Annotated in this window: 28 protein-coding genes and 1 tRNA gene; 12 read left to right on the forward strand and 17 right to left on the reverse strand. The window is 63.4% G+C overall.

Annotated elements, in window-relative coordinates; genetic code table 11:
- Window positions 1–18 precede the first annotated feature (18 nt).
- On the forward strand, window positions 19–957 hold the full coding sequence (locus V474_RS06665; RefSeq protein ID WP_082699640.1) for a pseudouridine synthase: 939 nt from the start codon (window positions 19–21) through the stop codon (window positions 955–957).
- Complete coding sequence (rsmD, locus tag V474_RS06670; protein ID WP_059150652.1) at window positions 954–1,511, forward strand: 16S rRNA (guanine(966)-N(2))-methyltransferase RsmD; 558 nt, start codon at window positions 954–956, stop codon at window positions 1,509–1,511. The genes V474_RS06665 and rsmD overlap by 4 nt, the downstream gene beginning before the upstream one ends.
- Window positions 1,512–1,560: 49 nt before the next feature.
- Here the strand turns inward: rsmD and V474_RS06675 are convergent, their stop codons facing one another.
- Window positions 1,561–2,196, reverse strand: coding sequence for a hypothetical protein (locus V474_RS06675; protein WP_059150653.1), 636 nt, complete (start codon window positions 2,194–2,196; stop codon window positions 1,561–1,563).
- 163 nt (window positions 2,197–2,359) lie between these two features.
- Between V474_RS06675 and V474_RS06680 the strand changes: the two genes are divergently transcribed.
- The 3 genes from V474_RS06680 (at window position 2,360) to V474_RS26380 (ending at window position 6,608) form a co-directional block, all read left to right on the forward strand.
- Window positions 2,360–4,612: an ATP-dependent helicase gene (locus tag V474_RS06680; protein ID WP_059150654.1), complete on the forward strand. Its 2,253-nt coding sequence runs from the start codon at window positions 2,360–2,362 to the stop codon at window positions 4,610–4,612.
- A gap of 185 nt (window positions 4,613–4,797) precedes the next feature.
- Window positions 4,798–6,231, forward strand: coding sequence for an aromatic ring-hydroxylating oxygenase subunit alpha (locus tag V474_RS06685; protein WP_082699611.1), 1,434 nt, complete (start codon window positions 4,798–4,800; stop codon window positions 6,229–6,231).
- 11 nt (window positions 6,232–6,242) lie between these two features.
- Window positions 6,243–6,608 carry a hypothetical protein gene (locus tag V474_RS26380; RefSeq protein ID WP_059150655.1) on the forward strand — a complete coding sequence of 122 codons (366 nt, stop codon included), beginning with the start codon at window positions 6,243–6,245 and terminating at the stop codon, window positions 6,606–6,608.
- 83 nt (window positions 6,609–6,691) lie between these two features.
- Here the strand turns inward: V474_RS26380 and msrB are convergent, their stop codons facing one another.
- From msrB to V474_RS06715, 5 genes are all read right to left on the reverse strand, one after another.
- Window positions 6,692–7,192 (reverse strand): peptide-methionine (R)-S-oxide reductase MsrB, encoded by a 501-nt coding sequence (gene msrB / locus V474_RS06695; protein WP_082699641.1) that lies wholly within the window; start codon window positions 7,190–7,192, stop codon window positions 6,692–6,694.
- Between the two features lie 76 nt (window positions 7,193–7,268).
- Window positions 7,269–7,832, reverse strand: a complete 564-nt coding sequence (locus tag V474_RS06700; RefSeq protein ID WP_082699612.1) for a fasciclin domain-containing protein — start codon at window positions 7,830–7,832, stop codon at window positions 7,269–7,271.
- Between the two features lie 87 nt (window positions 7,833–7,919).
- Entirely contained in the window at window positions 7,920–8,630 is a 711-nt protein-coding gene (locus V474_RS06705) for an anti-sigma factor (RefSeq protein WP_059150656.1), read from the reverse strand.
- A complete protein-coding gene (locus V474_RS06710) occupies window positions 8,623–9,198 on the reverse strand; it encodes a sigma-70 family RNA polymerase sigma factor (protein ID WP_059150657.1) in 576 nt (191 codons plus the stop codon). Before V474_RS06710 ends, V474_RS06705 begins: the two co-directional genes overlap by 8 nt.
- Window positions 9,199–9,353: 155 nt before the next feature.
- Entirely contained in the window at window positions 9,354–9,806 is a 453-nt protein-coding gene (locus V474_RS06715; RefSeq protein WP_059150658.1) for a tRNA (cytidine(34)-2'-O)-methyltransferase, read from the reverse strand.
- 483 nt (window positions 9,807–10,289) lie between these two features.
- Here V474_RS06715 and V474_RS06720 point away from each other — a divergent pair, with 483 nt between their 5' ends.
- The 5 genes from V474_RS06720 to V474_RS06740 all read left to right on the forward strand — a co-directional run bounded on the left by V474_RS06720 (window position 10,290) and on the right by V474_RS06740 (window position 14,193).
- Window positions 10,290–10,970 carry a DUF2490 domain-containing protein gene (locus V474_RS06720; protein ID WP_059150659.1) on the forward strand — a complete coding sequence of 227 codons (681 nt, stop codon included), beginning with the start codon at window positions 10,290–10,292 and terminating at the stop codon, window positions 10,968–10,970.
- Between the two features lie 196 nt (window positions 10,971–11,166).
- Complete coding sequence (locus tag V474_RS06725) at window positions 11,167–11,496, forward strand: ArsR/SmtB family transcription factor (protein ID WP_059150660.1); 330 nt, start codon at window positions 11,167–11,169, stop codon at window positions 11,494–11,496.
- Window positions 11,497–11,507: 11 nt separating this feature from the next.
- Window positions 11,508–11,939 carry an arsenate reductase (glutaredoxin) gene (gene arsC, locus V474_RS06730; RefSeq protein WP_059150661.1) on the forward strand — a complete coding sequence of 144 codons (432 nt, stop codon included), beginning with the start codon at window positions 11,508–11,510 and terminating at the stop codon, window positions 11,937–11,939.
- Window positions 11,940–12,068: 129 nt separating this feature from the next.
- Window positions 12,069–12,824 carry an arsenical resistance protein ArsH gene (gene arsH, locus V474_RS06735; RefSeq protein ID WP_059150662.1) on the forward strand — a complete coding sequence of 252 codons (756 nt, stop codon included), beginning with the start codon at window positions 12,069–12,071 and terminating at the stop codon, window positions 12,822–12,824.
- Window positions 12,825–12,906: 82 nt separating this feature from the next.
- Window positions 12,907–14,193 (forward strand): arsenic transporter, encoded by a 1,287-nt coding sequence (locus tag V474_RS06740; protein WP_059150663.1) that lies wholly within the window; start codon window positions 12,907–12,909, stop codon window positions 14,191–14,193.
- Window positions 14,194–14,432: 239 nt separating this feature from the next.
- Here V474_RS06740 and V474_RS06745 read toward each other — a convergent pair whose 3' ends face one another.
- The 5 genes from V474_RS06745 to V474_RS06765 all read right to left on the reverse strand — a co-directional run bounded on the left by V474_RS06745 (window position 14,433) and on the right by V474_RS06765 (window position 20,794).
- Window positions 14,433–14,648: a hypothetical protein gene (locus V474_RS06745; protein ID WP_059150664.1), complete on the reverse strand. Its 216-nt coding sequence runs from the start codon at window positions 14,646–14,648 to the stop codon at window positions 14,433–14,435.
- A gap of 50 nt (window positions 14,649–14,698) precedes the next feature.
- Window positions 14,699–17,278, reverse strand: coding sequence for a TonB-dependent receptor (locus V474_RS06750; protein WP_082699613.1), 2,580 nt, complete (start codon window positions 17,276–17,278; stop codon window positions 14,699–14,701).
- 200 nt (window positions 17,279–17,478) lie between these two features.
- Entirely contained in the window at window positions 17,479–18,771 is a 1,293-nt protein-coding gene (locus V474_RS06755; RefSeq protein ID WP_059150830.1) for a DUF5690 family protein, read from the reverse strand.
- Between the two features lie 23 nt (window positions 18,772–18,794).
- Window positions 18,795–19,649, reverse strand: coding sequence for a phosphonoacetaldehyde hydrolase (phnX, locus tag V474_RS06760; protein WP_059150665.1), 855 nt, complete (start codon window positions 19,647–19,649; stop codon window positions 18,795–18,797).
- On the reverse strand, window positions 19,646–20,794 hold the full coding sequence (locus V474_RS06765) for a TIGR03364 family FAD-dependent oxidoreductase (protein ID WP_059150666.1): 1,149 nt from the start codon (window positions 20,792–20,794) through the stop codon (window positions 19,646–19,648). Before V474_RS06765 ends, phnX begins: the two co-directional genes overlap by 4 nt.
- 128 nt (window positions 20,795–20,922) lie before the next feature.
- On the opposite strand from V474_RS06765, the gene V474_RS06770 reads away from it, so the two are divergent.
- Window positions 20,923–21,816, forward strand: coding sequence for a LysR family transcriptional regulator (locus V474_RS06770; protein ID WP_059150667.1), 894 nt, complete (start codon window positions 20,923–20,925; stop codon window positions 21,814–21,816).
- A 262-nt stretch (window positions 21,817–22,078) separates the two neighbouring features.
- On the opposite strand, the gene V474_RS06775 is transcribed toward V474_RS06770, so the two are convergent.
- The 6 genes from V474_RS06775 to V474_RS06795 all read right to left on the reverse strand — a co-directional run bounded on the left by V474_RS06775 (window position 22,079) and on the right by V474_RS06795 (window position 25,135).
- Entirely contained in the window at window positions 22,079–22,261 is a 183-nt protein-coding gene (locus tag V474_RS06775; protein ID WP_059150668.1) for a CsbD family protein, read from the reverse strand.
- Window positions 22,262–22,427: 166 nt separating this feature from the next.
- Window positions 22,428–22,589, reverse strand: coding sequence for a hypothetical protein (locus tag V474_RS26110; RefSeq protein WP_169795013.1), 162 nt, complete (start codon window positions 22,587–22,589; stop codon window positions 22,428–22,430).
- A gap of 186 nt (window positions 22,590–22,775) precedes the next feature.
- Window positions 22,776–22,851, reverse strand: a tRNA-Lys gene (locus V474_RS06780).
- A gap of 27 nt (window positions 22,852–22,878) precedes the next feature.
- The gene (gene folK / locus V474_RS06785; protein WP_059150669.1) at window positions 22,879–23,388 is read right to left on the reverse strand and encodes a 2-amino-4-hydroxy-6-hydroxymethyldihydropteridine diphosphokinase; all 510 of its coding nucleotides are present in this window, start codon (window positions 23,386–23,388) and stop codon (window positions 22,879–22,881) included.
- A 5-nt stretch (window positions 23,389–23,393) separates the two neighbouring features.
- Window positions 23,394–24,263, reverse strand: coding sequence for an N-carbamoylputrescine amidase (gene aguB / locus V474_RS06790; RefSeq protein WP_059150670.1), 870 nt, complete (start codon window positions 24,261–24,263; stop codon window positions 23,394–23,396).
- 14 nt (window positions 24,264–24,277) lie between these two features.
- Complete coding sequence (locus tag V474_RS06795; protein WP_059150671.1) at window positions 24,278–25,135, reverse strand: class I SAM-dependent methyltransferase; 858 nt, start codon at window positions 25,133–25,135, stop codon at window positions 24,278–24,280.
- A gap of 112 nt (window positions 25,136–25,247) precedes the next feature.
- Between V474_RS06795 and msrA the strand changes: the two genes are divergently transcribed.
- Window positions 25,248–25,778, forward strand: coding sequence for a peptide-methionine (S)-S-oxide reductase MsrA (gene msrA, locus V474_RS06800; protein WP_059150672.1), 531 nt, complete (start codon window positions 25,248–25,250; stop codon window positions 25,776–25,778).
- Window positions 25,779–25,810 lie beyond the last annotated feature (32 nt).

A 25,810-nucleotide genomic window follows, 5' to 3' on the forward strand; every position in this document is an offset into this window, starting at 1 on the left:
CGCACCGGCGGCCGCCCGATCGCCCGCCCCGGCCCGGCCCCGCGCGCCAAGGCGCCGACGGCCAAGGACCCCACGCTCCCCGTCCGCGAAGGCGAACGGATCGCCAAGCTGCTCGCCCGTGCCGGCGTTGCCAGCCGCCGCGAAGTGGAGCGCATGATCATCGAGGGCCGCGTGCGGCTGGGCGACGATCTGATCGAAACGCCCTCTACCGTGCTGACCAGCCTTGCCGGCGTCACCGTCGACGGCAACCGGGTCGCCGCGCCAGAGGGCACGCGCCTGTTCCTGTTCCACAAGCCCGCTGGCCTCATCACCGCCGAGCGCGACATGGCTGGTCGCCCGACGATCTACAGCGCGCTTCGCAACGCCCTGCCGGACGGTGCGGGCCGAGTCATGCCAATCGGCCGACTCGATCTCAACACCGAAGGCCTGCTGCTGCTGACCAACGACGGTGAGTTCAAGCGCCAGCTCGAACTGCCCGCCACCGGCGTGCCGCGCACTTACCGCGCGCGCACTTTCGGCGACATCACGCAGAGCCGTCTGGAAGAGCTGATGGAAGGCATCGAGGTCGACGGTGTGATTTACGGCAGGATCGACGCCAACATGGAGCGCCGCACCGGGCGCAACCAGTGGATCGAGATGACCCTGACCGAAGGCAAGAACCGGGAAGTCCGCCGCGTTCTGGAAGCGCTGGACCTGCAGGTCAGCCGTCTGCTGCGCGTGTCCTACGGCCCGTTCCGCCTGGGCGACCTGCCCAAGGGGGCAGCCGGCGAAGTGTCGCAGAAGGACCTCGAAACCTTCCGCCGTACCCTGAAGGAAAACGAGGCGCGCGAAGCCAACGCTCGGGCCGTCGACGCAAGGAAAGCCGCCGAGGCCGGTGACGAAGACACCGGCACCAACGAAAATGCCGGCGTGGACGAGAATATCCCCGCAATCGAGGCTGGGGAGGCCGAGGATTGAGCGCCAACCTCCGCATCATCGCGGGTGAATGGCGCGGCCGCAAACTGGCCGCGCCCGCCGGTGACACCACCCGCCCCACCGCCGACCGCACGCGCGAGACGTTGTTCTCGATGCTGGTGAGCCGGCTTGGCACGTTCGAGGACCTCAAGGTCGCCGACCTGTTCGCCGGATCGGGCGCTTTGGGTCTGGAAGCCCTGTCACGCGGGGCAGCGCATTGCCTGTTCGTGGATCAGGATGCCGCCGCCATCCGCGCGATGCGCGGCAACATTGCGGCCTTGCGCGCACAGCCGCGTTGCGATGTGCGCGCCAGTTCGGTGCTTTCGCTGGGTCCGGCGAAGGAACCGCTCGATCTGGTGATGCTCGACCCCCCTTATGACACCGGCGCGGGTGCCGTCGCTGTCGATAAGCTTGCCCGGCTCGGATGGATCGGCGAGACAACCTGGGTGAGTCTCGAAACAGGCAAGGGCGAACCGGTGTCGATCAAGGGCTTCGAAACCGAAACCGAGCGCGATGTGGGCAAGGCCCGCCTCCACCTGCTTCGCCGGGTCAGCTGATCTATACCGTCGTCCCGGATCAGATCCGGGACGACGATCCCATCACCTTCTACTTACCGCCGCGATTTACGCAGCTGTCGGTGACCGTCTTGCTGCACTTGGGGTAATTCTTCTCCATCGCGGTTGCCGGCGGCGGGGTCAGTGCGCCTTTATAGGGACCGCCCTGATAGTTCTCATCGGCGGGCATCGCCGGACGCGCGGCCTGTGAGGCCGCCTGCGGGTCGGGCACGCCGGCGGTCGGCGTCCCCTCACCCGGAGGATTAGCCTGTCCAGCGGGGGTTGCCGGCGTTTCGCCCTTCATCTGTTGGACCACAGAATTCCAAGCGATCTGACGCTGCTCGGGCGTCATCTTGTAGATTTGCCCGCGCTGCTCGCCGGTGAGGGCCCAGTAGCCGTTCTGCTGGTCTGCGTTGAGCGTCCAGTAATAAACCTTGTAGTCGTTAGGCCAAGAGGCATAGTCCGCCTTCTGCTGCGGCGTCCAACCATCATGCACAGCCTTCTGCGCGGGCGTCAGCGCCGCGCCTTGAGATGTGGGCATCGCGGAAGCCGGCGCAGCCGCTGGTCCGGCTGGCATCTCCGCAGGCATGGCGGCATCGTCGGTTTCGGGGGCACTTTGGGCCTGGGTGGTGGCGGGAACCGCCAACATGGCGAGGGCGGCGCATCCTGCGAGTAACGACTTACGCATTCTCACTCTCCATTTATTATTATTGCTAACGAAACGACGCACGCCGCTGGGGAATGTTCCGTGGGTGCGACGAACCGGGCTTGCACCGCGACGCCCCGTTCCCTAACTGTTCACGGTGAACAACCTGCAAGCACCTCCCCCCTCGTCTGGCCCCGCCGAGACCATGATTGGCGGCCTGAACGAGCCGCAGCGCGAGGCGGTGCTGACCACCGAAGGGCCGGTGCTGATGCTGGCGGGCGCTGGCACCGGCAAAACCGCCGCGCTGACCACCCGGCTGGCCCATCTGGTGCGCGAGCGCCTTGCGTGGCCCAGCGAAATCCTCTGCGTGACCTTCACCAACCGCGCCGCGCGCGAAATGCGCGAGCGCGTGGGCCACATGATCGGCCCGGCGGTTGAGGGGATGCCGTGGCTGGGCACGTTCCACTCGGTCGCCGCGAAGATGCTGCGCCGCCATGCCGAACTGGTCGGCCTGCAGTCGAACTACACGATCATCGACACCGACGACCAGCTGCGCCTCCTCAAGCAGCTGATCGTCGCCGAGAACGTCGACGAAAAGCGCTTCCCGGCCAAGCAGCTGGCCGGCTGCATCGATCGCTGGAAGAACCGCGGCCTGAACCCGGGTGACCTCGATGCGGGCGAGAACGAGGCTTACGCGAACGGCAAGGGCAGGAAGTTCTACCAGCTCTACCAGGACCGCCTGAAGGCCGTGAACGCCTGCGATTTCGGCGACCTGCTGCTACACATGCTGAACATCCTGCGCACCCACCGCGATGTGCTGGATCAGTACCAGCAGCGCTTCAAATACGTCATGGTGGACGAATATCAGGACACCAATCAGGTCCAGTACCTATGGCTTCGCCTGATCGCGCAGGGCCGCCAGAACATCTGCGTTGTGGGCGACGATGACCAGTCGATCTATTCGTGGCGCGGCGCCGAAGTGGCCAACATCCTGCGCTTCGAGAAGGACTTTCCCGGTGCCAAGGTCATCAAGCTGGAGCAGAATTACCGCTCCACCCCGCAGATCCTCGCCGCCGCGTCGGGCCTCATAGACGAGAACACCCAGCGCCTCGGCAAGACCTTGTGGACGACGCGGCACGCCGGCGACAAAGTGCGCGTCATCGGCGTCTGGGACGGGCCCGAGGAAGCGCGCCGCATCGGCGAGGACATCGAACGGCTGGAACGCGAAGGCGCCCCGCTCGACCAGATCGCCATCCTCGTGCGCGCGCAGTACCAGACGCGCGAGTTCGAGGACCGCTTCATCTCGATCGGCCTGAAGTACCGCATCGTCGGCGGCTTCCGCTTCTACGAACGCGCCGAGATCCGCGATGCGCTGGCGTATCTGCGGGTCATCGCCCAGCCGCAGGACGACCTTGCGTTCGAGCGTATTTACAATGCCCCCAAGCGCGGCCTTGGCGCCAAGGCGCTGGAGGCGCTGCACACCCTGGCCCGCCGCCAGAACATCCCGATGACTCGCGCCGCGATCGAAATCGCCGACACAGATGAACTGCCTGCCCGTCCCCGCAACACTTTCCTTGCCCTGATGCGCGATTTCGCCCGCTGGCGCGACCTGTCCGCCACCGAAAAACCTTCGGACCTGCTGCGCACCGTGATGGACGAATGCGGCTATACCGACGCACTGCAGGCGGAGAAGAGCGCCGAGGCAACCGGGCGCCTTGAAAACCTCGCCGAACTCGCCCGCGCGATGGAGGAATACGACACCCTCGGCGAATTCCTCGAACACGTCAGCCTCGTTATGGACAACGAGAAATCGGCGGACGACGAGAAGGTCACGATCATGACCATGCACGCGGCCAAGGGGCTGGAATTCGACAACGTGTTTCTGCCCGGTTGGGAGGAAGGCGTGTTCCCCTCGCAGCGTGCGCTCGATGAGGGCGGCTTGGCCAGCCTTGAGGAAGAACGCCGCCTCGCCTACGTCGCGATCACCCGCGCCCGGCGTAAATGCACGATAGTCCACGCCGCCAACCGGCGCATCTATGGCCAGTGGAACAGTTCGATCCCCTCGCGCTTCATCGCCGAACTGCCCGAGGAACACGTCGATAGCGAAACCACGCTGTCTGGCGGTGCCTCGCTATGGCGCGCGCAATGGTCCGAACACGGCGATCCTTTCGCCGAAGTCGCCCGCACCCAGCCCTCGCGCATCGTCACGCGCGGGCCCGGCTGGCAGCGCGCGGCCGCGAAGGAGTTCGACACCAAACCCAAGCGCGTTGCCGAAAGCACCCGCAGCGCCGCCAGCTTTGCCGCCAAGCCTCGCGGAGACATTTCGGTTGGCGACCGGGTCTTCCATGAAAAGTTCGGCTACGGCGCCGTCGCCGCGCAGGAAGGCAACAAGCTGGAAATCGACTTCGAACATTCCGGCCGCAAGCGCGTGATCGACAGCTTCGTAAAGCCGGCCTGAAGGGGAAAAGCGGGCTCATGTAGAGCCCGCCTGCTTATTCGAAACCTTCCCGCTTGCTCCTGACGGCAAGCTGCCAACGCATTTACCGTCGCTGCGATGACCCCGCGCGCCTCTTCGATTGCCTCGTGCATCCTGCCCTGTACATTAGTTCAACAAGGCAAGATCAAAGCGAGAGGTATTGGGAAGTGCTCAAATCAGCAGACGGCGGCCTGCGGCCGGTGCCGTTCCCGATCGAAGATCCCGAACGTATCCCCGTGAAGCGCTACTTCGATGCGGATTTCTATCAGGCGGAGCTGAAGCATTTCTGGCCCAACGTCTGGCAAATGGCATGCCGCGAGGAGCAGATTCCCGATGTGGGCGACTGGATCGAGTACGAGAACGTCGGCAAGTCGGTGATCGTGGTGCGCACGGCCAGCGGCGTGAAGGCTTTCCACAACGCCTGCCGCCATCGCGGCGTGCCCTTCGCTGGCGGCACCCCGCTGGGCGCCTCGCACACCACCGCCCATGGCAACTGCGCGAAGAGCGGCTTCGTCTGCCCGTTCCACGGCTGGCGCTGGAACATGGATGGCGAAAGCACCAAGATCTACGGCAAGCACCTGTTCTCCGAACACCAGATGCAGGACGCCGAACTCAACCTGATCCCCTGCCGGGCCGAGACTTTCATCGGCTGCGTGTGGATCAACCATGACAACGACGCCCTGCCAGTGCGCGATTCGATCGGCCCCCTGGCCGACCGCCTCGATGCCCACAACATCGACAAGTTGCGCGCCGAATGGTGCTTCGGCGCCGTCCTGCCCGCCAACTGGAAGGTAGCGATGGAGGCCTTCATGGAAGGCTATCATGTCCAGCAGACGCACCCGCAGCTGCAACACGCCGCGCCGATGATGTATGACAGCATGTACGCCTTGCCGCGCGGCGCTTTCCCGCAAATGGCGATGGACGACCTCTCGCACACCGAGAACCAAGAGCTTCAGGTGAAGTCGATGGCCCTCCTTGGCGAAGGCATGGCGGGCATGATCCACGCCAAGGAAGTCGACATCGCGCGCAGCATGATCGGCATCGAGGAAGGCCTGCCCGAAGACAGGAACCAGGCCATGTTCATGTGGCTCGGCATGGTCATGCACCAGATTTCCGAACGTCTGAAAGCCGCAGGAGAACCGGTGCCGGACTTGTGTGCGGTATCCCAGTCACACCCGATCAATGCTGTGGAGTTCCTTTTCCCGCACTACTTCCTGCTACCCTATTTCAGCTCGATGTCAGCGTACCGCATCCGCCCGCTCGGCCCAGAAAGCTGCTTCTTCGAGATCTGGTCGCTGACCTTCTTCCCCGAGGGCCAAGAGCCGGAACCGATCATGGAACCCACCGTGCTGCCCTACGACAGCCCGGAATTCCCTCCGATCCCGCGCCAGGACTATGCGAACATCCCGATCCAGCAGAAGGGCCTCCATGCCAGCGGGTTTGAATACATGCGCCTCTCCAGCCAGGTCGAAGGCATGATCAGCAACTACCAGCGCATCCTTGATGGCTACCTCGCTGGTGCTCCGGCGGAAAAGCTGGCGGCGGCAACGCACAAGCTGGGCGGCAATTTCGACGGAAAGATCGAGGATCTGGGCCTCTGAGTACCCGCGCGATGCTTCGTGCAATTACAGAAAAGGAACTTGCAAGGTTCAAGAATGCTCTGTTCGCTGTTGACACAGCAGCCATGCTTTTTGCATCCGTCGCCGCGCAGGCGGGCACCGTTGCATGGGCGTCGACCGGCAAGATCGCCAACCTGTCCGGTCTTGGTGAGCGCCGCTCGGCACCCTTCACGGCCAAGAAACAAGGCAGAGGCCGGCGTTGTCGTCCTCGCCGCAACCAATGCCGCCGCGCTCTGGTCGGGCCTTGCCGCTGGCGCCCCCCCCCCCCAACGGCAGAGTGGCTGCCGAAACTGGTGGTATGGCGGCAGGACTTCACGCCGTCCTTGCGTACCATTGATACCGTGAAGGAGCAGGCATAGAGCGCGCCGCCGCCCTTTTGGGTCAATGGATCGCACACGGCCTCATCATCGGCTCAGGGCCGGACTTACGCTGACCATGACGGTCAGGCCGGATCGAACTTCATGGCCGCGCCGTTCATGCAATACCGCAAGCCGGTAGGCTTGGGCCCATCGTCGAAGACGTGGCCAAGGTGACCCACGCAGCGCGCACAGACGACCTCGGTACGGGTCATGCCGAACTTGCGATCTGTCTTGGTGGTGATCGCACGGGGATAGTGGTCATAGAAGCTGGGCCAGCCGGTGCCGCTGTCGAACTTGGTGGTCGAGGCGAACAGCGGCAGGGCGCAGCCCGCGCAAAGGAAGCGCCCCTTGCGATGTTCCTTGTTCAGCGGGCTGGTAAAGGCCCGCTCCGTCCCGCCCCTTCGCAGGATATCGTAAGCCTGCGGCGAAAGGCGCTGGCGCCACTCGGCGTCGCTTAAAGTGAGCCGTCCCGAACCAGGCAATGCCGCCAGAGCCTCACCGCCGAATGCCCGCCAACAGATCGCAGCGATGGCGGCTGAACCGCAAAGTCGCAGGAGATCACGGCGGTGCGGGGACGAAGGCATGGTCGGCTCCTGGAGCTTGGTGAAAAAGGGAATGGCGGGGCCGCAACCTTTGGCCATCGGCCCCGCCTGCGCCCCATCAGGGCATAAGCACTGTGTCGACGACGTGGATCACGCCGTTGGACTGCATGACATCGGGAATCGTGATCTTGGACTTGCCGCCCTTGGCATCGGTAAGCCACCAGGCTCCGGCCTTGTCCTTCCACGCGGTCAGCTTCTCACCTTCGACGGTGGTCAGAGTGGCCTTGCCGCCATGCATCTTGGCGTTGGCGGCGATGTCCTTGGCGGTCATCCGGCCGGCGACAACATGGTAGGTCAGTATCTTGGTGAGCGTCGCCTTGCTCTCAGGCTTCACCAGCGTTTCGACGGTGCCTGCGGGCAGCTTGGCGAATGCGGCATTGGTCGGCGCGAAAACGGTGAAGGGCCCGGGGCCCGACAGCGTTTCAACGAGGCCAGCAGCCTTTACCGCCGCCACGAGCGTGGTGTGGTCCTTGGAGTTGACGGCGTTCTCGACGATGTTCTTCGTCGAATACATCGCAGCGCCGCCAACCATCGGGTTCGAGCCGGCATATACCGACGTGGCGCCGCCCAGTATAAGTGCACCTGCCAGGGCTACGGCGAATGTCCGGGATTGTGCCTTCATGTCTAAGCATCCTTCCTTCTCGCACCCCGTTTCGTGGGATGCGAGAGAAGGTACGCAGGCCAACCCCGACCGGATGCACCTTGCCGCTCAGATAATCGAAAACTTTCCGACCAGCACTGGTGTAGCACTGGGCGCCTTGTGGGGAGCGCTGGCTGCATCCTCCATGGTGATCGCCAGCGTCGCCCCGTCACTCATGAATCGGCGCATGCCTTCGTCGACCGTGAGTTCGTCACCATCGGCGCGCACGATACCCAGCGATCGCGGCACGCCGTCCTCAGGAATGATCCATAGCTCGGGGCGCTTCGCAGAACCCTGCAGCGAAACGGCACCCAGGCGCAGCAAGCCCTTCTGGGGATCGTATGCCACTGCCATGATAGCGCCGCCATCGGCGCCTGAAAGCTGTGACACGGCAACGGATGTAGCGGGAGGCACAGCGACGACCGAAGGCGCAGGCTGACGGGTGACAAGGACAAGGGCCAGCCCCGCCGCAATGGCGCCAGAAACGAGCGCTCCGCCGCGCCACAGCCTAAGACTGCGCAGACCTGCGGAAGAGCGTACAGCCTTCCCGTCGCCGATGCGTGCCTCGACCGCGTTCCAGACACGCGCCGACGGAGGCATGGCGGCCACCGTGCCCAGCAGCGGCGACAGACGCCGACGCCAAGCCTCCACCTCGGCGGCAAAGGTCGGGTTCGACAGCTTCAGGCACAGTGCCTCGGCGCGGTCGGCGCCTTCGAGGACGCCCAGAGCCAGTTCGGCGGCAAGGGACCCATGTTCGGGGGAAAGCGGCAGATCAGGCATCGCCAAGGCACACCTTGAGCTTGAGCATCCCGCGCCTGATCCAGCTCTTGATCGTCCCCAGCGGCGTCTGCAAGTGGTCGGCAAGCTGCTGGTAAGTCAATCCGCCCAGGAATGTGCTGCGGATAGCCTCGGCATGTTGCTGTTCAAGACCATTCAAACAGGCCAGCAGGCGCAGACGCTGTTCGTCCTCCACCATAACGTCATCAGCGCGCGGCGCGTCGTCGGCCACAGCATCAAACGCGCCTTGCGGCGCAGCATCGTAACGCGGCTGCGCGCGCCGCCAGTCAATAGCCGCATTGTGCGCGATCGTCGCCAACCAGCTTACCGGGCTCGCCCGCGAAGCATCGAAAGTGGCAGCCCGGCGCCAGATCTTGACGTAAACATCCTGCAAAATGTCCTCCGCAGCCTCCCTGTCGCCAGAGATACGAAAACAAATGCCAAATAGTTTCGCCGAAGTCAGGTCATAAACCCGGCGTAATGCCGAAACATCGCCTGCTCCGGCCTGGCCCAAGGCCGCGGCCAGCGTGGTTCTCGCATCGACTGCATTCTTTTCGGCGACATTACCCATTCGATGCCCCAGACGACCCTGACCCTGATGCCTAGCTCAAACCGGCAATGGAAGTACTGTTCCGAATGTGAATCGAATTCCTGCAAGCGCAAGCCGAAGATTTGGGCTTCAAGCAGGTCAAATTGGCAAGTTAGAATGCTGATGCCGCAGTCCGGTCAACTCGGCAATGTCCCCGTCTGGCGAAGGGCTTCGCCAAGTGCAAGCGCCGCCGATGTGGCAAGGTTCATCGAACGTACCTGCGGCCGCATCGGGATGCGCACCTTCGCAGGGCAGCTGTCAGCTATAGCGGCGGGGACGCCCGCACTTTCTTTTCCGAAGAACAGGACATCGTCGGCCATGAAGCGGAAATCGTAGGCCGATTCGCGGCTCTTAGTAGTGAACAGCACCAGTCTTCGGGGGCCAATGGCAGCCCGGAACGCGTCGAAATCGGCATGACGGGTGATGGAGACATGATCGATATAGTCCATGGCGGTCCGACGAACTCTTCGATCATCCCACTCGAAACCCATAGGCTCGATAAGATCGACAGCCGCCCCGAAACAAGCCCCAAGACGCAGAATGGCGCCGACATTGCCGGCAATTTCAGGTTCAAAAAGAGCAATGCGCATTCGGGCTAATTGGCGCGGACCAAGGTCCCATGCAAGCCCGCACTACAATCTCGGGCCGTATGCTCGCACACCGCAGTCGCAAGAGCCGCGAACCGGCTGCAATGAACCGGTACTCGCCCAGTTCGGCCGCCTGCGCGCACGCGGTCGTGCCATGCGCGGCAAAAGCATCCGGCGTCAAAACGGTGGGGGAAGCGGCGACTGGCGTGCGCAAGCCTGATAAGCCCTAGCGAAGGAAAAATATGGCTGAATGGGCATCGCGCCGGCCAGATTGCTCGACGCTTTTCGTCAGGCCGGAGCAGGCCATAACTCTACGTATGGGCGCGGGTAGGCGCCTCGGATTTTGTCGGTTGAAGCGGCAGCTCAAAATCCATTCCCGTGATGATAGAAATGTTAAGTCACGAAACAGTTTCATGAACGACATGAAACTGTCATTGCAGCGTCATATAGCCGGCCTCAGCCGAATTCGGGAATTGGGAAGTTCTGATGCGAAAGATCGTCAATTTGCTGTTCATGCCAGCAGTGATCTCGGTCGCGGCCCCTGCTTACGCGTCAGAAGATGAGCAGGCTTGGATCGGTGGCACAGCCACAGTGAAGCTGGGCGACAAATGGCGCCTTTCGCAGGAAATCATTTCCCGTTTCAGCAATGATCGCGACGGCCTCTATGAAGTCGAAATGAATTCCCTCATCGGTTACAAGGTCGCGGACAAAATAACCGTTTGGGTCGGCTATACGCACGATCCAAATTACGAGGGCGGCCATTTCTCGGTTATGGAACATCGAGGGCGGCAGCAGATCACCATGGATAATATCGTGAGGATCGGCCCAGGACAACTTAGCGCAAGGTTGCGACTGGAGGAACGCTGGCGTGAAGGGGTCGACGGCACCGCCTACCGGGTTCGACCCTACGTCAAATACGTCCTGCCCTTCCGTTCAGGTGGCAAAGCGGCTCTTGTTCTGAGCCATGAGAGCTTCATTGATCTGAACAAGACGAACTTTCAACGTGTACAGGGCGAGGAAAGGATGCGGAACATGGTTGCCGTTACGACGCCGGTAACGAAAAACGTGAACTTTGAAGTAGGCTATATTCACCAGCATGGGTTCCGTCCGGGCGTTGACGATAGCAACGACAATGTCCTTTCGGTTTCACTTGCTTCCAGCTTTTGACGGTGACGGCTGACCCGTTTCCCTGGACTTCCCGGAATGGTGATGACCGTCTCGCCGTTTGCCCGCAGATGAGCGATCGTCCGATGCTGACGCAAAAATAGCCGTCCAGTAGAGATGGCCGGCAGCCACGTCAGAAACATATCGGTTTTTTACGATGGGAGTTGACTGCCGTGAAATCATCGGCTAATTTCGATGCATGACCGATGTCGATGCCCTCGCAGCTTTGGGCGCGCTTGCCCACCCGACAAGGCTCGATGCCTTTCGCCTGCTTGTCCGGCACGAACCCGCCGGCCTCTCTACAGGCCAGCTTGTTGAGGCGTCCGACCTAACGCAGAGCACCTTCTCGACTCATCTCGCGGTTCTGGTGAAAGCTGGCCTCGTCAAACCCGAGAAGCGCGGTCGCCAGATGATCCAACGCGCCAACCTGGATGTGCTGCGGGCCTTGATGCTCTTTCTCGCAAAGGATTGTTGCCAGGGCCGCCAGGAGCTTTGCGAACCGCTGCTTGCCGAACTCACCTGCTGCTGAAGGACCTTCTAGTGAGCGATCCCATCGACATTGTAATCTATCACAATCCCGAATGCGGCACCTCCCGCAATACGCTTGGGATGATCCGTAATGCTGGCATCGAGCCGCACGTCATCGAATACATCAAGACGCCTCCCACGCGTGATTTGCTGGTCCAGTTGATCGCGCGCGCCGGGATCACCCCGCGCCAGTTGCTGCGCGAAAAAGGCACACCCTATGACGAGCTGGGTCTGGGCGACACATCGTTGTCCGATGATGTGCTGCTCAGTGCTATGATGGCGCATCCGATCCTGATCAATCGTCCGCTGGTCGTTTCGCCGCTTGGCGTGAAGCTGTGCCGGCCCTCCGAAGCGGTGCTCGATCTCCTGCCAAGCGCCCAGCAAGGTGCCTTCGCCAAAGAGGATGGTCAGTTGGTCGTCGACGATGCAGGCGTACGGATCTGAGACGCAAAGCCCGGCGCGGCTGCGGATAATGCCGATCGACGCCGCCGATTGCGACGTACTCGCGTTACCGGCCGAGTTCGCCCCGCTCTGCGCCGCCTACCTCGTGAAACACTCGAAAGCCCCGTCCTGATGCCCCTGCGCACGCTTGCCGATCCGACCGATCTTCCTAACCTCGACCGCACTTATGCGATCGAACGACCCGCGTTGGCTTTTGGCGCGGGGCATCCGCCGCCTCGCATCCTGCTGCTCTATGGATCACTTCGCGAACGATCCTTTTCACGGCTCTGCGTCGAGGAAGCCGCGCGGCTGCTTCAGTTCTTCGGCGCCGAGACACGGATTTTCGATCCTTCAACCCTGCCGTTGCCTGATCAGATTGCCGGAGACGACCATGACGCGGTCCATGAACTGCGCGAACATTCGATGTGGAGCGAGGGCCATGTCTGGTGCAGCCCCGAGCGGCACGGCCAGATCACCGGCGTGATGAAGACACAGATCGATCACCTGCCGCTCTCGATGGGCGGCATGCGCCCGACGCAAGGCCGCACGCTCGCGGTGATGCAGGTGTCCGCCGGCTCGCAGTCGTTCAACAGCGTCAACACGCTGCGCTTGCTCGGCCGCTGGATGCGGATGTTCACCATCCCCAACCAGTCGTCAGTCGCAATGGCCTACAAGGAGTTCGACGAGGCGGGCCGCATGACGCCGTCGAGCTATTACGACCGGATCGTCGACGTGATGGAGGAGTTGGTCCGCATCACGGTGCTGATGCGCCCCCATGCCGTGCAACTGGTCGACCGCTATTCCGAGCGCAAGCAAGCCGGCCTCCCGGTCGACCCGGCCACTGACCATTCGGCAGTTGCCATAACGCCCCAGAACGCCGTCGTGTGACGCAACGCAGCGGCAATCAGATACAGCGGCTGTTTACCCGGCTGCCTGGCCTCGACGCGAGGCACTCAAGAAAGATGGCGTGATGATCGCTGCGATACTGATCTTCCTGCTGACGATCACCCTGGTCATCTGGCAGCCCAGAGGCCTTGGCATCGGCTGGAGCGCGCTGGGCGGCGCAGCAATCGCGCTGCTCGCGGGCGTGGTGTCCCTCCACGATATTCCCGTCGTCTGGCACATCGTCTGGAATGCGACCGCCACCTTCGTCGCAGTCATTATCATCAGCCTGTTGCTCGACGCTGCAGGGTTCTTCGAATGGGCGGCGCTGCACGTCGCGCGTTGGGGCAGAGGCCGGGGGCGCAAGCTCTTCACGCTAATCGTGCTGCTCGGCGCGGCAGTCTCGTCACTGTTCGCCAATGACGGCGCGGCGCTGATCCTCACCCCGATCGTGATCGCGATGCTGCGCGCGCTCGGCTATGGCGACAGGGCAACTCTCGCCTTCGTGATGGCCGCAGGCTTTATCGCCGATACCGCCAGCCTCCCGCTAATCGTGTCGAACCTCGTCAACATCGTGTCGGCCGACTTCTTCGACATCGGCTTCGGCCGCTATGCGCTGGTCATGGTGCCCGTCGATCTCGCCTCGATTGCGGCTACGCTCGCCATGCTGATGTTCTATTTCCGCCGCGACATTCCTGCCGCCTACGATGTCAGCCAACTCTCTCGTCCCGACGCGGCAATCAAGGATACTGCGACCTTCCGTGCTGGCTGGGTGGTGCTCGCGATGCTGCTGGCGGGTTTCTTCCTGCTGGAGCCGCTGGGCGTGCCTGTTAGCGCTGTCGCGGCTGTCGGCGCCGTGCTGCTGCTCGTCATAGCCGCGCGCGGGCATGTGATCAGCACCGGCAAAGTGCTGAAGGACGCTCCGTGGCAAGTCGTGATCTTCTCGCTGGGCATGTACCTCGTCGTCTATGGATTGCGTAACGCCGGGCTGACCGGGCAAATCTCGATCCTTCTCGATCACTTCGCGCAAGGCGGCATCTGGGGCGCTGCAATCGGCACCGGTCTGCTTACCGCCGTGCTCTCCTCAATCATGAACAACATGCCGACCGTACTTGTCGGCGCGCTCTCGATCGACGGCAGCCACGCGACCGGCGTCGTCAAGGAAGCGATGATCTACGCCAATGTGATCGGCTGCGATCTAGGCCCCAAGATCACCCCGATCGGCTCGCTGGCCACGCTGCTCTGGCTGCACGTGCTCGGTCAAAAGGGTATCAAGATCCGGTGGGGATATTATTGCAAGGTCGGCGCCGTGATGACCTTTCCGGTCCTGCTCGTCACCTTGGCCGCGCTCGCGATCCGTCTGGGCATTGCGTGAGCCCTACCGCAGTAGTCGCAGGCTGATGGGATAGGTCGGGCCCGATTGAAGCATTCCTCTCACATCGGGTAATCTGCTGTGATTATCATGGCCTTGCCACGAAAGCAGGCATACCTTCGCAGCGCTTTGCCATTCGAGGCCCCTCGTGACTGACCTGCCCCCCCCTGAAATTGCTGACTTGCTGGTCGTGCGCAGCGAGACGGTGAACACCTGTCCCGCTGTGCACGCCCACGATGTAGTCAACCGACTGGTATCCCCGTATCGAGCCGCGCACCGGGGCCGATGGTGCCGCGCGCGAATTGCATCCTCTCGCTGCGCTCGGGCTCATGCCCCAGCGCGGGGACCTGCACCGCTCGCAGTATCAGGTCGCAGGCACCCCGAAAAGCGTGAGGCGCCTTGCCCTGCACGCTGATCTTGCCGCTCCGGCGGTTGATGGTGACGAGCAGCTTGTTCAACCGAGTTTCACACAGAAAAACACGATGCTCGCGTCATCACCTCAGCACCTTCAGAAGATCGCCGCCTTCACCCCGAGCACGAAGCGCGGGCCGTAATATTCGACCTGGAGCGGGCGTTCCTTGTGGCCCAGGTAGTAGTGCAGCTTCTGGTTGGTGAGATTGCCCGCCTCGCCGAACACGGTGACGTTTTCAGTGACGTTGAAGTTCACCGTCAAATCGAGGCTGGTGTAGGCGCCGTAATAGCTGTCGCTGTCCGCGTCGGCGCCATATTCCTCGATGTAGGCGCCCTTGTAGTTCATCGCCAGGCGCGTCGAGAAACGCCCGTCATCGTAGTAGACCGCCACGTTGGCGAGGTTGTCCGCCTGGCGCGGCACCCTTACCCCGCGTCCGTCGGGCAGGGTGAATTTCGAGCGGATCAGCGTATAGTTGGCATTGACACCCAGGTTTGACAGCAGACCGGGCAGGAAGCTCAGGCGGCGCTGGACGTTGAACTCGAAGCCGTAGAGGTCGCCCGCCGCGCCGTTGGCTGGGGTTAGGAAGGCCACGCCGTCGATGCCGCGATACGTGCCCACGCGGCGGCTGTCGTAGATCGGGTTGGAGATGCGCTTGTAGAAGGCGCCTGCCGAGATCACCCCGTCGTTGCCGAAATAGTGTTCAACGATCAGGTCGCCGTTCCATGAATACGTCGGCTTGAGGTCGGGGTTACCGCCCGAGAACTCGAGATCGGCCTCGCTGAAGGCGCCACCCGGCGCAAGGTCTCCGAAGTCGGGGCGGGCGAAAGTGCGGGTCACGGCAGCGCGCAGGTTGGTGTCGCCATCAAGATGCAACGTAGCGTGAAGCGAAGGCAGGATCGCAAGGTAGTCGTTAGAACTACGGGTGTTCTCCAGCGCGCCGTTAACCAGCACCTGGCCGTCCACGGTGGTCTTGGTGTATTCGATGCGCACGCCGCCCAGCAGGGTCAGCGCATCGCTGGGCGTCCAGGTGCCCATGACGTAGCCTGCCGCCTGCTTTTCGTAGAGCTTGAAGGTGCGGCCCAGCGCACCGCCGTTCTGCGCTGTGGCCGACCCGGCTTCGTCGAGCACGAGATTGCCGCGATTGGCAAGATACCAGTCGACGAGGTTCTGCTCGCTCACCACTTGCGAGAACTGGCCGGCGTACTGCTGCCCTATCGGCAGTTCATCGAGATAGCCGCCGCGACCCGGCTGGTTCATCAGCGGGAAGTCGGCCAGCGTCGGCACCGGCCCGGCGGCTGGGTTCCAGGTGTAGAACAGATCCTCGAACGTCGCGTTGCGTAGCTTGTCGCGGTACTTGCCGCCGGCCTTGAGGGTCAGCGTATCGCTCGCCGGGACGGTCAGGTTGCCTTCCAGCACGATGCGGTCGGTTTCCTTGACTCGGATCTTGTACAGCTCGACGTTGGCCAGGCGGGTGAGCGAGGGGTTCATCTGGAAGCTGGAGGGCAGGTGGTTGCCGATCGCATTCGCCGGATCGGTGCCGCCGTCGATCTCGTTGTAGGCAAGGTTGCCCGAGCCCCGGTTCTCCAGCCCCTCGTACCCCACGTTACGCTGATCGAAACGGACCACGAAATAACTGTTGTCCTGCCCATCGGGCGTGTCGCCATAGCGGAACAGGTTTTCGTAGTGCGAGACCTTCCAGTCGAACTTGGCGCCGCCGCCTAGCATGTGGATGCCGCCCAGCTCGCCGCCCGACAGCTCGGTGATGAGAGTGTTGAAGATATGCTGCACCTCGACCCGGTTGGAGGCGAAGTTCAGGCGGTGCTTGTAATGCGTCTCGTCGTCGCTGAGCGAGCCGTAGGTGCCGCGCGCATAAATCTTGCCGCCGTTGTCGAAGGCATATTCAACCGCGCCGTTGATGCCGGTTGTCTCGCGCACGCCGGTATAGTCGCGCAATTCCAGGCGGGTGATGCCGATCCCGTCGCCGCCGCGGCGCGGCTCGTAGTTGTCGGTCGCCCAGTGGCGCTTGTAGTACGAGCCGGTGAGTACAAAGCCCAGCCTGCCGATGCGGTTGCCATAAAGCGCGGTGGCGAGGAAGCCGGGCTTGTCAGCCTTTTCCGAATAGTTCGCGCCGGCGGTGATCTGCAGCGTGCGCTTGTCAGGCGCGGTCTTGGTGATGAAGTTCACCGAGCCGCCAATGGCGTCCCCTTCCATGTCGGGCGTCACCGCCTTGGCGACAACGACCTGCTCGATCAGTTCGGAGGGGAAGAAGTCGAACGCGGTGGCGCGGCTGGTGGTCTCCTCTTCGGCGGTGGGCAGGCGGTTGCCGTTGATGAGGGTGGAGTTCCATTGCGAGGGCAGGCCGCGCACGGCCACGAAGCGGCCTTCGCCCTGGTCGCGCTCGATCGAGACGCCCGGCAGGCGCTGCACTGCTTCGGCGGCGTTGCGGTCGGGCAGACGGCCGATGCCGTCGGCGGTAAGGATGTTGACGATGTTGTCGGCGCGGCGCTGCTCGGCAATCGACTTCATCTCGCTGGCGACGATGGTGCCGGTGACGACGATCTCGTTCGCGGGGTTCTCCTCCGCGGGAAGGCCCTGCGCCTGTGCGGCGCCGGCGACGATGATTGCGCCGAGGCTGGTGCCGAGGCCGATGGCGATCATGATTGCGCGTCTGGTCATAGATTTACCCCGAATTGTTCATAGCCTTCGGATCGAATCCGGCAGCTTCGCCAAATGAATTGCCATGGCATCGCAATTTCCGACCAATTCATTGAATGCATCGCAGCAATAGACGCGAAAAACAGGGGCGCTAGGAATAGATTAAAGCCCCGGAAGGTTTAACCATCCGAGGCTATCGCATTTTTATTATAGATATACGCCTACTTCATATTATCGTTATCAAATCTTTTTCTGAAATAAAGCGCTGATATCGTCATCATCGCCATGCACATCACGGCAGATGCATAAGCGAGCCAGATGAAGAAGTGCAGCCAGTCCAACGTCACGCCCGGCATGTTGCGCACCAGGGTCAAGGCCACACTACCCGAATAGCCTGAGGCATCGGCGACATAGATGAGGAACCCCGCTGTGCCCGCCCGCCGGCTCGCTGCGACCAGTCGGTCGAACAGCATCGCGTTGAACGGGGCATAGCCGAGGTACAGGCCAAGCCCGGACAGGATCATCCACGCCAGCGGCGACAGCAGGCCGAACTGGAACGCCAGCGTCGATAGCCCGATCAAAAGCGCGCCGCCCATGACGATCGCGTGGACCGCCATCAATGCTCGGCGGTTGTCGCGCACCAGCACGAGGCTGGCGAGGATCAGCAGCGTCACCACCGCCACTGGCAGTTCGCTTGCGGTGAAGACTTCCGAAACGCCGGCGTAGCCAAGCTCGGTCCAGATCTCGGCGGCGAAGTTGTCTCGCAGATCGCGCAGCGCGGTAAACAGCACATAGGCGCACACCAGCGTCGCTACGCCCGGGCCATAATCGCGCAGGAACGCGCGGCGCGCCTCAGCGGGCATCGGCGGCCGGGCCATGCGCTCGGCCTGCTCCTCGACACTGGGCGGGGGAAGCTGGGCAAGGCCGATCACGGCGATCACCAGCAGCGGGAAGAACAGCAGCCCGGTGGCGGCAGGCATCCAGAACTCGGTCACGTCGAGGCTGGTCATCAGCCACAGCGCCACAGACTTTACCACGCCCGACGAGACGATGAAGCTGGCGCACAGAATCGCAGCCAGCACCTCGCTGGTGCGCCGCCCCTCAAGGTATCCGAACACCAGCCCCCAGATCATGCCCAGCGGCAGACCGTTAAGGAACAGCGCGAGGACTTTCCAGTCCGTCGGCAACACGGCGAACAGCACGAGCGCCGCCCACGAGAATGCCACCAGCACGACGATCGCCACCCCGCGACGCGACGCCGCCATCTCGGAGACGACCTTGACACCGATCAGCTTGGACAGCGCGTATCCCGCGACCTGCGCGATCACCAGCGCAACCTTGAAATCGATCATGCCCTCCCAGCCCTGCACGTCGGCATAGGTCGCCGCCGTGAATGGCTTGCGGAAGGCGTACATCGAGAAATAGGCGGCGAAGCTGGCTAGGCCGCCGTAGAGCGCCAGCGCCCAGGGGTGGCCCTGCGCCAGCCACTGCCGCAGCGACACGTGCTGTGCCATCGCGTGATCCGCCGCCAGCACGGTCACGGCAGGAACCGGGTCGGCGCCGCGCCGGGGGCCTCGCCGCGCTCGATCGCCTTGGCAACTGCGGTGAGCGCGAGGTCGAGGTGGGCAACGCTTTCGATCACGAAATCAGCCCCGGCGGCGGTGAACTCGGCGACGACGCCCTGCATCAGCTCGGCCCGGTCGTCACGCGACAGGGCCAGGAAGGTCGCCTGGTCGAGGCCGACGCCGTTGCCCGAGCCGGCCAGACCCACGGTCCACATCCCGGCGTGTCGGCCAGCCTCAATGCCTACGGGCGCATCGTCAACGGCGATGCAGGCCGAGGCCGGCCACACGCCCATCTCAACCAGCGCCTTCCACAGCATCAGCGGTGCCGGGCGGCCTTGTGCGGTTTCGCCCGCGCAGACGATCGCCTCGGGGGCATAGCCCTGCGCGGCGGCGGCGGGGATGATGTTCGCCATCATCGTGCGCGTGTAGCCGGTGGTCGAACCGACGCGGATGCCGCGCGCGCGCAGCATTTCGAAAGCCTCGGCCGCGCCGGGGATGAGATCGCGGCAGATCGCGGCGCATTCCTGCATCGCCGGCTCCAGCCGCTGCATCAGGGCATCGACTTCGGCCTCGCTCCACTCCGCGCCCCTCGCCTTGAGCCAACGCGCGGCGATCGCCGGCTCGGACAGCATGGCAACGACGTGCTCGCGCTTGGCTTTGCCCATGTAGCGGCGAATCACCGGCTCCTCGACAAGGACGCCGACCTCGTCGAACACGCGCTGCATCGCCATGACCGGCGCGCGGCTGCCAAAGTCGATCATCGTGCCGGCCCAGTCGAACAGGACGGCGGCGATCGGGGAACGCGAAACCGAAGAGGCAGTCATCATGCAATCTCCTTTAAGGGGCTGTTGATCGCCGCACCGACCACGCGCTCGCCGATGGCGAAGGCGGTGGACATGCCAGCGCCGCACGTCACGACAGTGACATGCACGTCCGGGGCGACGGTTTTGGTGAACCAGTTCTGGCGGGGCGATGAGGCATAGATACCCACCCACCGCTCCACGGGCCTCGGCGCACGGCCGAGCACGGCCTCGAATTCGTCGAGGACGAGACGGTCGACCGCCTCGTGATGGAAGGGATCGGGCGCATCGCCGTATTCATGGCTGTCGCCCACGATGAGCGAGCCGTCGGCAGACTGCGCCACGATCAGGTGTACGCCGGCGTCCAGTTGCGCGCCCTGTTCGGTGCGCAGTTGCGCGGTCAGCGCCGGCGCCTCGGGCAGCGCGGAATAGCCTTCGTAGCGGGCCAGCCCGAGGTCGCTCATCACCGGGCGCGGCAGGCGATAGCCGGGGGCGGCAAGGCGCATCATCTGCAGCTTGCAGCGCGTCACTTCATGCTCGGCCATGACATTGGGAAACAAGGCGTTGAGGTCGTCGCCCGGGCACACGAAAATGGCCTGCGCGCGGTACTCGCCGCTGCTGGTCATGACGCGGCCGGTATCGCAGCCTATGACCGTCCCGGGTTCCGCGAAGGTCACACCCATGTCACGTTCAAGCCACGCCGCGATTGCCGGGATCGCGCCCCGCGCTTCAACGCGCAGTTCATGCGGGCTCACAAGCGCAGCCTCGCACGGCGCGAACGGCGTCGCGGGATCGAGCATGCGCAGTTCACGGTCCGACAGCAGGCGGCACCCCTCGGCCATCTCGGTTTCCATGAACGCCTCCAGCACTGCGGCCGCCGCCTGGCGGCGCACGGGCAGCACGAGGCCCTCCTGCTCGATGCCGATCCCGGCGCGCGGGGCCACTTGCGCCCAGACATCCCGGGCGCGGCGGGCAAGCGGCCACATGTCATGACGTTCCTGGCCGGTCACCGTGACGAAGCCGAAGTTGCGGATGCTCGCCCCCACGGCCCGCGCATGGCGGTCGATCACCACGACGCGCTTGCCGGCGCGCGCCGCAGCCAGAGCGTGGGACAGGCCCACTATGCCGCGGCCAATCACCGCGACGTCGAATTGAATGCTCGAAGCTGCCATTGCCTGCCTGTGACCGTCCTGTAACAATCATGCGTCACATGCGGTCTGGCCCGATCCCGTGATCAGGGCCAATGCATCTCGGGAATGGCGACCATAGACGGCGCAGCCCAAACCAGAACTGAGGGTCCGTGAGCGTCAACTTTCTCCATCTACGTTCGTTCTACGCGGTCGCCTCCGAGCGCAGCGTCAGCAAGGCCGCGCGCCGCCTGAACATCTCGCAGCCGACGCTGTCCAAGCAACTCAAGGCGCTGGAGGACCGCTACAAGGTCAAGCTGATCGAAGGGATGCGCCCGCCGCTGACCCTTACCACCGCCGGCCGCGCGCTCTACGACAAGGCGGAGCGCCTGTTCGGCATCGCCGACGAGATCGGCGCATTGCTGGGCGAGGACGACATCGATAGCGGCGCGCTGCTGCGTCTCGGCACCGATTCGCCGCCCTATGCCGCCGAATTCATGGCCGCCTTCAAGGCCGCCGTTCCCAACGCGCACTTCCGCGTCACGATCGCCAACGCGCACCAGACCAACGAATTGCTGCTCAAGGCTCAAGTCGATATCGGCATCATCTGCGAGCCGCCGGTCGAGAACGACTATACGTACGCTCCGCTCTACAAGGACCGGCTCGTCGCCATCCTGCCCGCCAAATGGCCCGACGATGGCTTGGCCGCCCTCCCGCTGGAACGGCTCGGCCGGGAAGTGATCCTGATCCGCGAGGCGACGTCGCGCACGTTAGCAGCGATGAACCGCCTTCTCGCAGACATCGGCCTAGCCCCCGGGCAGACGATGGAACTACACACCCGCGAGATGATCCGCGAAGCGGTGGCGCAAGGTCTCGGTATGAGCCTGATGTTCGAAAAGGAATGCCCGCCCGACAGCCGCATCCGCGTGATGCCGCTCGACACCCATTCGTCCACAATCGAGGTGAAAGGCTATCTGGCGGTCCGCACCGAACGCAGGCGAATGCCCATGATTCGACAATCGCTGGCGATTGCACGCGCAATGTCCGGACAATCGATCGTGGGTTGATGAGCATGCCGGATTTGGGGCGCGAATTACATTTCGACGAAGTTCGCGAGTGCGATCGGTGGGCCGCGAAATCTACCAATGCATTCAGGGCGAAGTTGCCCCAAGTCCTGCAAGGTCAAGCGCGTGAAGATCGGCAAGCCGTCCAAGCCCTTCATGCGGTCTGATCGGCATATCCCGATCAACGCAAAACGGAAATGTCATAGGTAGAAGAATACTTAGGCCGCCCCAGTCGACTGGAGCGGCCCATAAGAGCAGATCAATTTCAGATCTTGTCGCCCAATGCGCCCTTGACGCTACCCTTGACGTCTTGAGCCGTACCCTTCAATTGCTGGGCCTTGCCCTCAGCTTCCAGTCGTTCATTGTCGGTTGCCTTACCGGCCGCTTCTTTCACATTGCCGGCAACCTTGTTTCCAGCAGCTTTCACTTTGTCCGCAAATTCACCCATGACGGCGTCCTTCTTTATCGTGATCGAGGGCTGAAGACCTCGATGATAAAACCCGGATCGATGGGTTAGGTTCCGCGCGTCTGACCGCGGTTAACTAAAACGCGGGCTAGGCGTTCGTGTACGGATAGGGGTCGTGACCGTCCGGGTCTGCGTGGTTGATCGACGTTCATACGAAGAGGTTCCCCTCGCTTTTTTGCACGTTGGCGGTCGGACTGACGCCGCCTATCCACGCGCGCGTCTCCCTGAGCACTTCATCCGCAAACGCAATGTCGTAGACCGCCCGCGCCAGGACAATCGCGCCGACCATAGCCGGCCGGGCAAACGCCATATTTCGCCTCCCTACAAAATCTACCATGCGATCCGTCATTCACGAAATGCGGCAAAGTCCGGGATGGGCGCTGAACCAGGGCCGAAGGCTGACACGCGCCAGCCACAACAGTCTGCGGCAAAAGGGGAATACGGTGGACGCTCTTCCCGCGTCCAGTTCACCAGTTCCAAATACCGTTGGAAACCATGGTGAGCCCTGCTGGGTTCGAACCAGCGACCTACTGATTAAAAGTCAGTTGCTCTACCGACTGAGCTAAGGGCCCCGATGCCGCGAGCGGCCTTGGTGGGGGTCACCTAGGGGCAGCGCGGGGCTTGGTCAAGCGGGCACGCAGTTGTCGGACACTAAGTCCTGTAAGAGGATCGCACCAGCGGCCCGCGATCGTCGCCGCAGGATCGAGGACAAAGCGGCGTGTTCTGAAGGACGGGTGCGGAATCACGAGGTCGCTTTCCCCCTCTCCACCAACATAAGCGCCGCCGTTCCACAGCACGATATCAAGGTCCAGTACGCGGGCGCCCCAGGCGCTGCCCGTGCGGCGGCGTCCGAAGCAGCGTTCGATCTTGTGCAGCTTGCGCAGCATCTCGTCCGGCCCCCGCTTCGAGCGGACCAGTGCCGCCGCATTGGCGTAGCGGCGGCGCGAGGGGCCCAGCGGCGGCGTCTCGATCACGCGGGAGGCTGCCAGCAGGTCCAGCTTGCCATGATCCAGCGCCGTCAGGGCAGCCGCCAGCACCCGGCGCGGGGAGCCGTGGCGGGGGTGCCGCATGTTCGAGCCTAGCGCGACGAGGTAGCGGTGCTTCGCCACCCGCGTCAGATATCCTGCGCGATGCGGGTGTAAAGCTGCGGGCGGCGGTCGCGGAAGAATCCCATGCCGGCGCGGTGGGTGGCGGCGCGGGCGAGGTCCAGGGTGGCGACCAGAACGCCGGTTTCCTCGCGCCCGAATTCGGCGAGGTAATCGCCCCATTCGTCGGTGATGAAGGAGTGGCCATAGAACGCCTGCTCGCTGCCGCATTCAATTTCGGCACCGATGCGGTTGGCGGCGATCACCGGCATGCAATTGGATACCGAGTGCCCCACCATCGCGCGGCGCCACATGCGACTGGTATCGAGCGTGGCGTCATAAGGCTCGGAGCCGATCGCGGTGGGGTAGAACAGCAGTTCCGCGCCCATCAACGCCATCACGCGCGCGCATTCGGGATACCACTGGTCCCAGCAGACGCCGACGCCGATGCGGGTGCCGAACAGGTCCCAGACCTTGAAGCCATCGTTGCCGGGGCGAAAGTAGTACTTTTCCTCGTAACCGGGACCGTCGGGGATGTGGCTCTTGCGGTAGGTACCGATGATCTGGCCATCGGCATCGATCATGGCGAGAGTGTTGTAGTAGTGATGCCCGTCCCGCTCGAAAAAGCTGGTCGGGATAGCGATTTTCAGCTTCGCGGCCAGCGCCTGCATGGCGATCACCGAGGGGTGCTCGGCGGTGGGGCGGGCCAGCGCGAACAGCGCCTCGTCCTCCACCTTGCAGAAGTAGGGGCCGGAGAACAGTTCGGGCGGCAGCACGATCTGCGCGCCCTTCCCCGCCGCTTCCTCGACCAGCGCGGAAACGGCGGCGATGTTCTCGCCCTCATCAGCTGAGTTCAGCGCAAGCTGGAGCGCGGCGACGGTGATCTGACGGTTCGACATGGGCGCGGCCCCTATCAGTCCCGCTTGCGGAAAAGAAGGGTCATGCGGTCGCTCTCGCCGATCGCGAGGTACTTCGCTTTATCCTGTTCCTTCAGCGCCAACGTGGGCGGCAGGGTCCAGACGCCCCCGGGCCAGTTCGCAGTGTCCTTGGGGTTGGCGCTGACCTCGGACTTTCCGGCGAGGTCGAAGCCGTTGACTTCCATGAAGCGGATGACGTCCGCCTCGCGCAAGTAGCCCTTGGAGCCGTCGGTGTACGAATAAGGCGCATCCGCCTTGGCGCGGTGCTGCTCGATGCCGATCAGGCCGCCGGGCTTGAGCAGGGCACGCATCGCCTTCATCTCGCTGTCGGCAATGTTCCAGTTCAGCAGGTTGTGCATCATGCGCGGCACGATGATCACGTCGAACGTGCCCTTCTCGCCCTCGGGCACGGCGTCCAGCGTGTAGGCGGCGAAGCGCGAGGCATCCATGCCGGTGAACTTGGCGACGTCGGCCGGATAGGCAGCGGCGGCCTTGCGGATGCCGTCCTGCCGATCGGGCTTGAAGGCGCCGCTGGTTGGGTCGAAGAACAGGCCGACCAGATGGCCCTGTTGGCCCAGGTACAGGCCAAGGAAGCGCGAGTACCACTCTCCGCCCGGCGCATATTCGCCGACTTTCATCTGCGGGCCGACGCGGAAGAACGACAGCGTCTCCACCGGGTGACGCGCTGCGTCGCGGGCGCGGTCGTCCTTGCGCAGCGGGCTGGAGGCGGCCAGTTCGAGCAGCGCCTCGCAGCCCTTGCACTGCTGGGTCGGCGCGGTCTTTCCCGTATCGGCGGCGAGCGGCGCGGCGACAAGGCCGATGAGCGAGGACAGGGTCAACAGGGCGCGGCGCATGAGGCTCTCCATTTGTGGTCGGCGCGAGACTAGCCACACTCGGGGCAATGACAAGCGGCACCGGCGTACCTATCTAGCGGGCCAGTGCTTCGAATTGAGGACAGAGATAGAGATGGAAACGGCAATCGTAGCTGGTGGGTGCTTCTGGTGCACCGAGGCAGTGTTCCGCGACGTGGTCGGCGTGAACAAGGTGGAAAGCGGCTATATCGGCGGCAGCGTCGAGAACCCGACCTACAAGGCAGTATGCTCAGGCTCGACCGGGCACGCCGAGGCAATCATGGTGGAATTCGACCCCGCCGTGATCTCGCTGCCCGAAATATTCGACGTGTTCCTCGGCACGCATGATCCTTCGCAGCTCAACCGTCAGGGCAATGACGTGGGCACCCAGTACCGCTCGGCGATCTTCCCGCTGGACGAGGCGCAGACGCAAGAGGCGCAAGCGGCAATCGCCCGCTGGAACGGCGAGCATCCGGGCGAAAAGGCGGTGACCACCATCGAAGGCCCCGCGCCGTGGTATCCCGCCGAAGACTATCATCAGGAATACTGGGACGGCGAAGGCCAGCGCAACCCGTACTGCATGGCTGTGATCCCGCCCAAGCTGATGAAGCTGCGCAAGAGCTTCCAGAACAAGGTCAAAGGCTGACAAGGCCCAGGCCTAATCGTCCGTACATTCTG

It is taken from the genome of Novosphingobium barchaimii LL02, from assembly GCF_001046635.1.
In the GTDB taxonomy this organism is placed as follows: domain Bacteria; phylum Pseudomonadota; class Alphaproteobacteria; order Sphingomonadales; family Sphingomonadaceae; genus Novosphingobium; species Novosphingobium barchaimii.

Bases quoted from the DNA above. Each gene is read 5' to 3' on its own strand.
- V474_RS06795 (WP_059150671.1), bottom strand. From the start codon at position 25,135: ATGCGCCGCGCCCTGTTGACCCTGTCCTCGCTCATCGGCCTTGTCGCC.
- V474_RS06750 (WP_082699613.1), bottom strand. From the start codon at position 17,278: ATGACCAGACGCGCAATCATGATCGCCATCGGCCTCGGCACCAGCCTC.
- V474_RS06705 (WP_059150656.1), bottom strand. From the start codon at position 8,630: ATGCCTGATCTGCCGCTTTCCCCCGAACATGGGTCCCTTGCCGCCGAA.
- arsH (WP_059150662.1), top strand. From the start codon at position 12,069: ATGCCCCTGCGCACGCTTGCCGATCCGACCGATCTTCCTAACCTCGAC.
- msrB (WP_082699641.1), bottom strand. From the start codon at position 7,192: ATGCCTTCGTCCCCGCACCGCCGTGATCTCCTGCGACTTTGCGGTTCA.
- V474_RS06765 (WP_059150666.1), bottom strand. From the start codon at position 20,794: ATGGCAGCTTCGAGCATTCAATTCGACGTCGCGGTGATTGGCCGCGGC.
- V474_RS06755 (WP_059150830.1), bottom strand. From the start codon at position 18,771: ATGGCACAGCACGTGTCGCTGCGGCAGTGGCTGGCGCAGGGCCACCCC.
- V474_RS06710 (WP_059150657.1), bottom strand. From the start codon at position 9,198: ATGGGTAATGTCGCCGAAAAGAATGCAGTCGATGCGAGAACCACGCTG.
- V474_RS06720 (WP_059150659.1), top strand. From the start codon at position 10,290: ATGCGAAAGATCGTCAATTTGCTGTTCATGCCAGCAGTGATCTCGGTC.
- V474_RS06700 (WP_082699612.1), bottom strand. From the start codon at position 7,832: ATGAAGGCACAATCCCGGACATTCGCCGTAGCCCTGGCAGGTGCACTT.
- V474_RS06775 (WP_059150668.1), bottom strand. From the start codon at position 22,261: ATGGGTGAATTTGCGGACAAAGTGAAAGCTGCTGGAAACAAGGTTGCC.
- V474_RS26380 (WP_059150655.1), top strand. From the start codon at position 6,243: ATGCTTCGTGCAATTACAGAAAAGGAACTTGCAAGGTTCAAGAATGCT.
- msrA (WP_059150672.1), top strand. From the start codon at position 25,248: ATGGAAACGGCAATCGTAGCTGGTGGGTGCTTCTGGTGCACCGAGGCA.
- V474_RS06680 (WP_059150654.1), top strand. From the start codon at position 2,360: ATGATTGGCGGCCTGAACGAGCCGCAGCGCGAGGCGGTGCTGACCACC.
- V474_RS06715 (WP_059150658.1), bottom strand. From the start codon at position 9,806: ATGCGCATTGCTCTTTTTGAACCTGAAATTGCCGGCAATGTCGGCGCC.
- phnX (WP_059150665.1), bottom strand. From the start codon at position 19,649: ATGATGACTGCCTCTTCGGTTTCGCGTTCCCCGATCGCCGCCGTCCTG.
- aguB (WP_059150670.1), bottom strand. From the start codon at position 24,263: ATGTCGAACCGTCAGATCACCGTCGCCGCGCTCCAGCTTGCGCTGAAC.
- V474_RS06725 (WP_059150660.1), top strand. From the start codon at position 11,167: ATGACCGATGTCGATGCCCTCGCAGCTTTGGGCGCGCTTGCCCACCCG.
- V474_RS06675 (WP_059150653.1), bottom strand. From the start codon at position 2,196: ATGCGTAAGTCGTTACTCGCAGGATGCGCCGCCCTCGCCATGTTGGCG.
- V474_RS06740 (WP_059150663.1), top strand. From the start codon at position 12,907: ATGATCGCTGCGATACTGATCTTCCTGCTGACGATCACCCTGGTCATC.
- V474_RS26110 (WP_169795013.1), bottom strand. From the start codon at position 22,589: ATGGCGTTTGCCCGGCCGGCTATGGTCGGCGCGATTGTCCTGGCGCGG.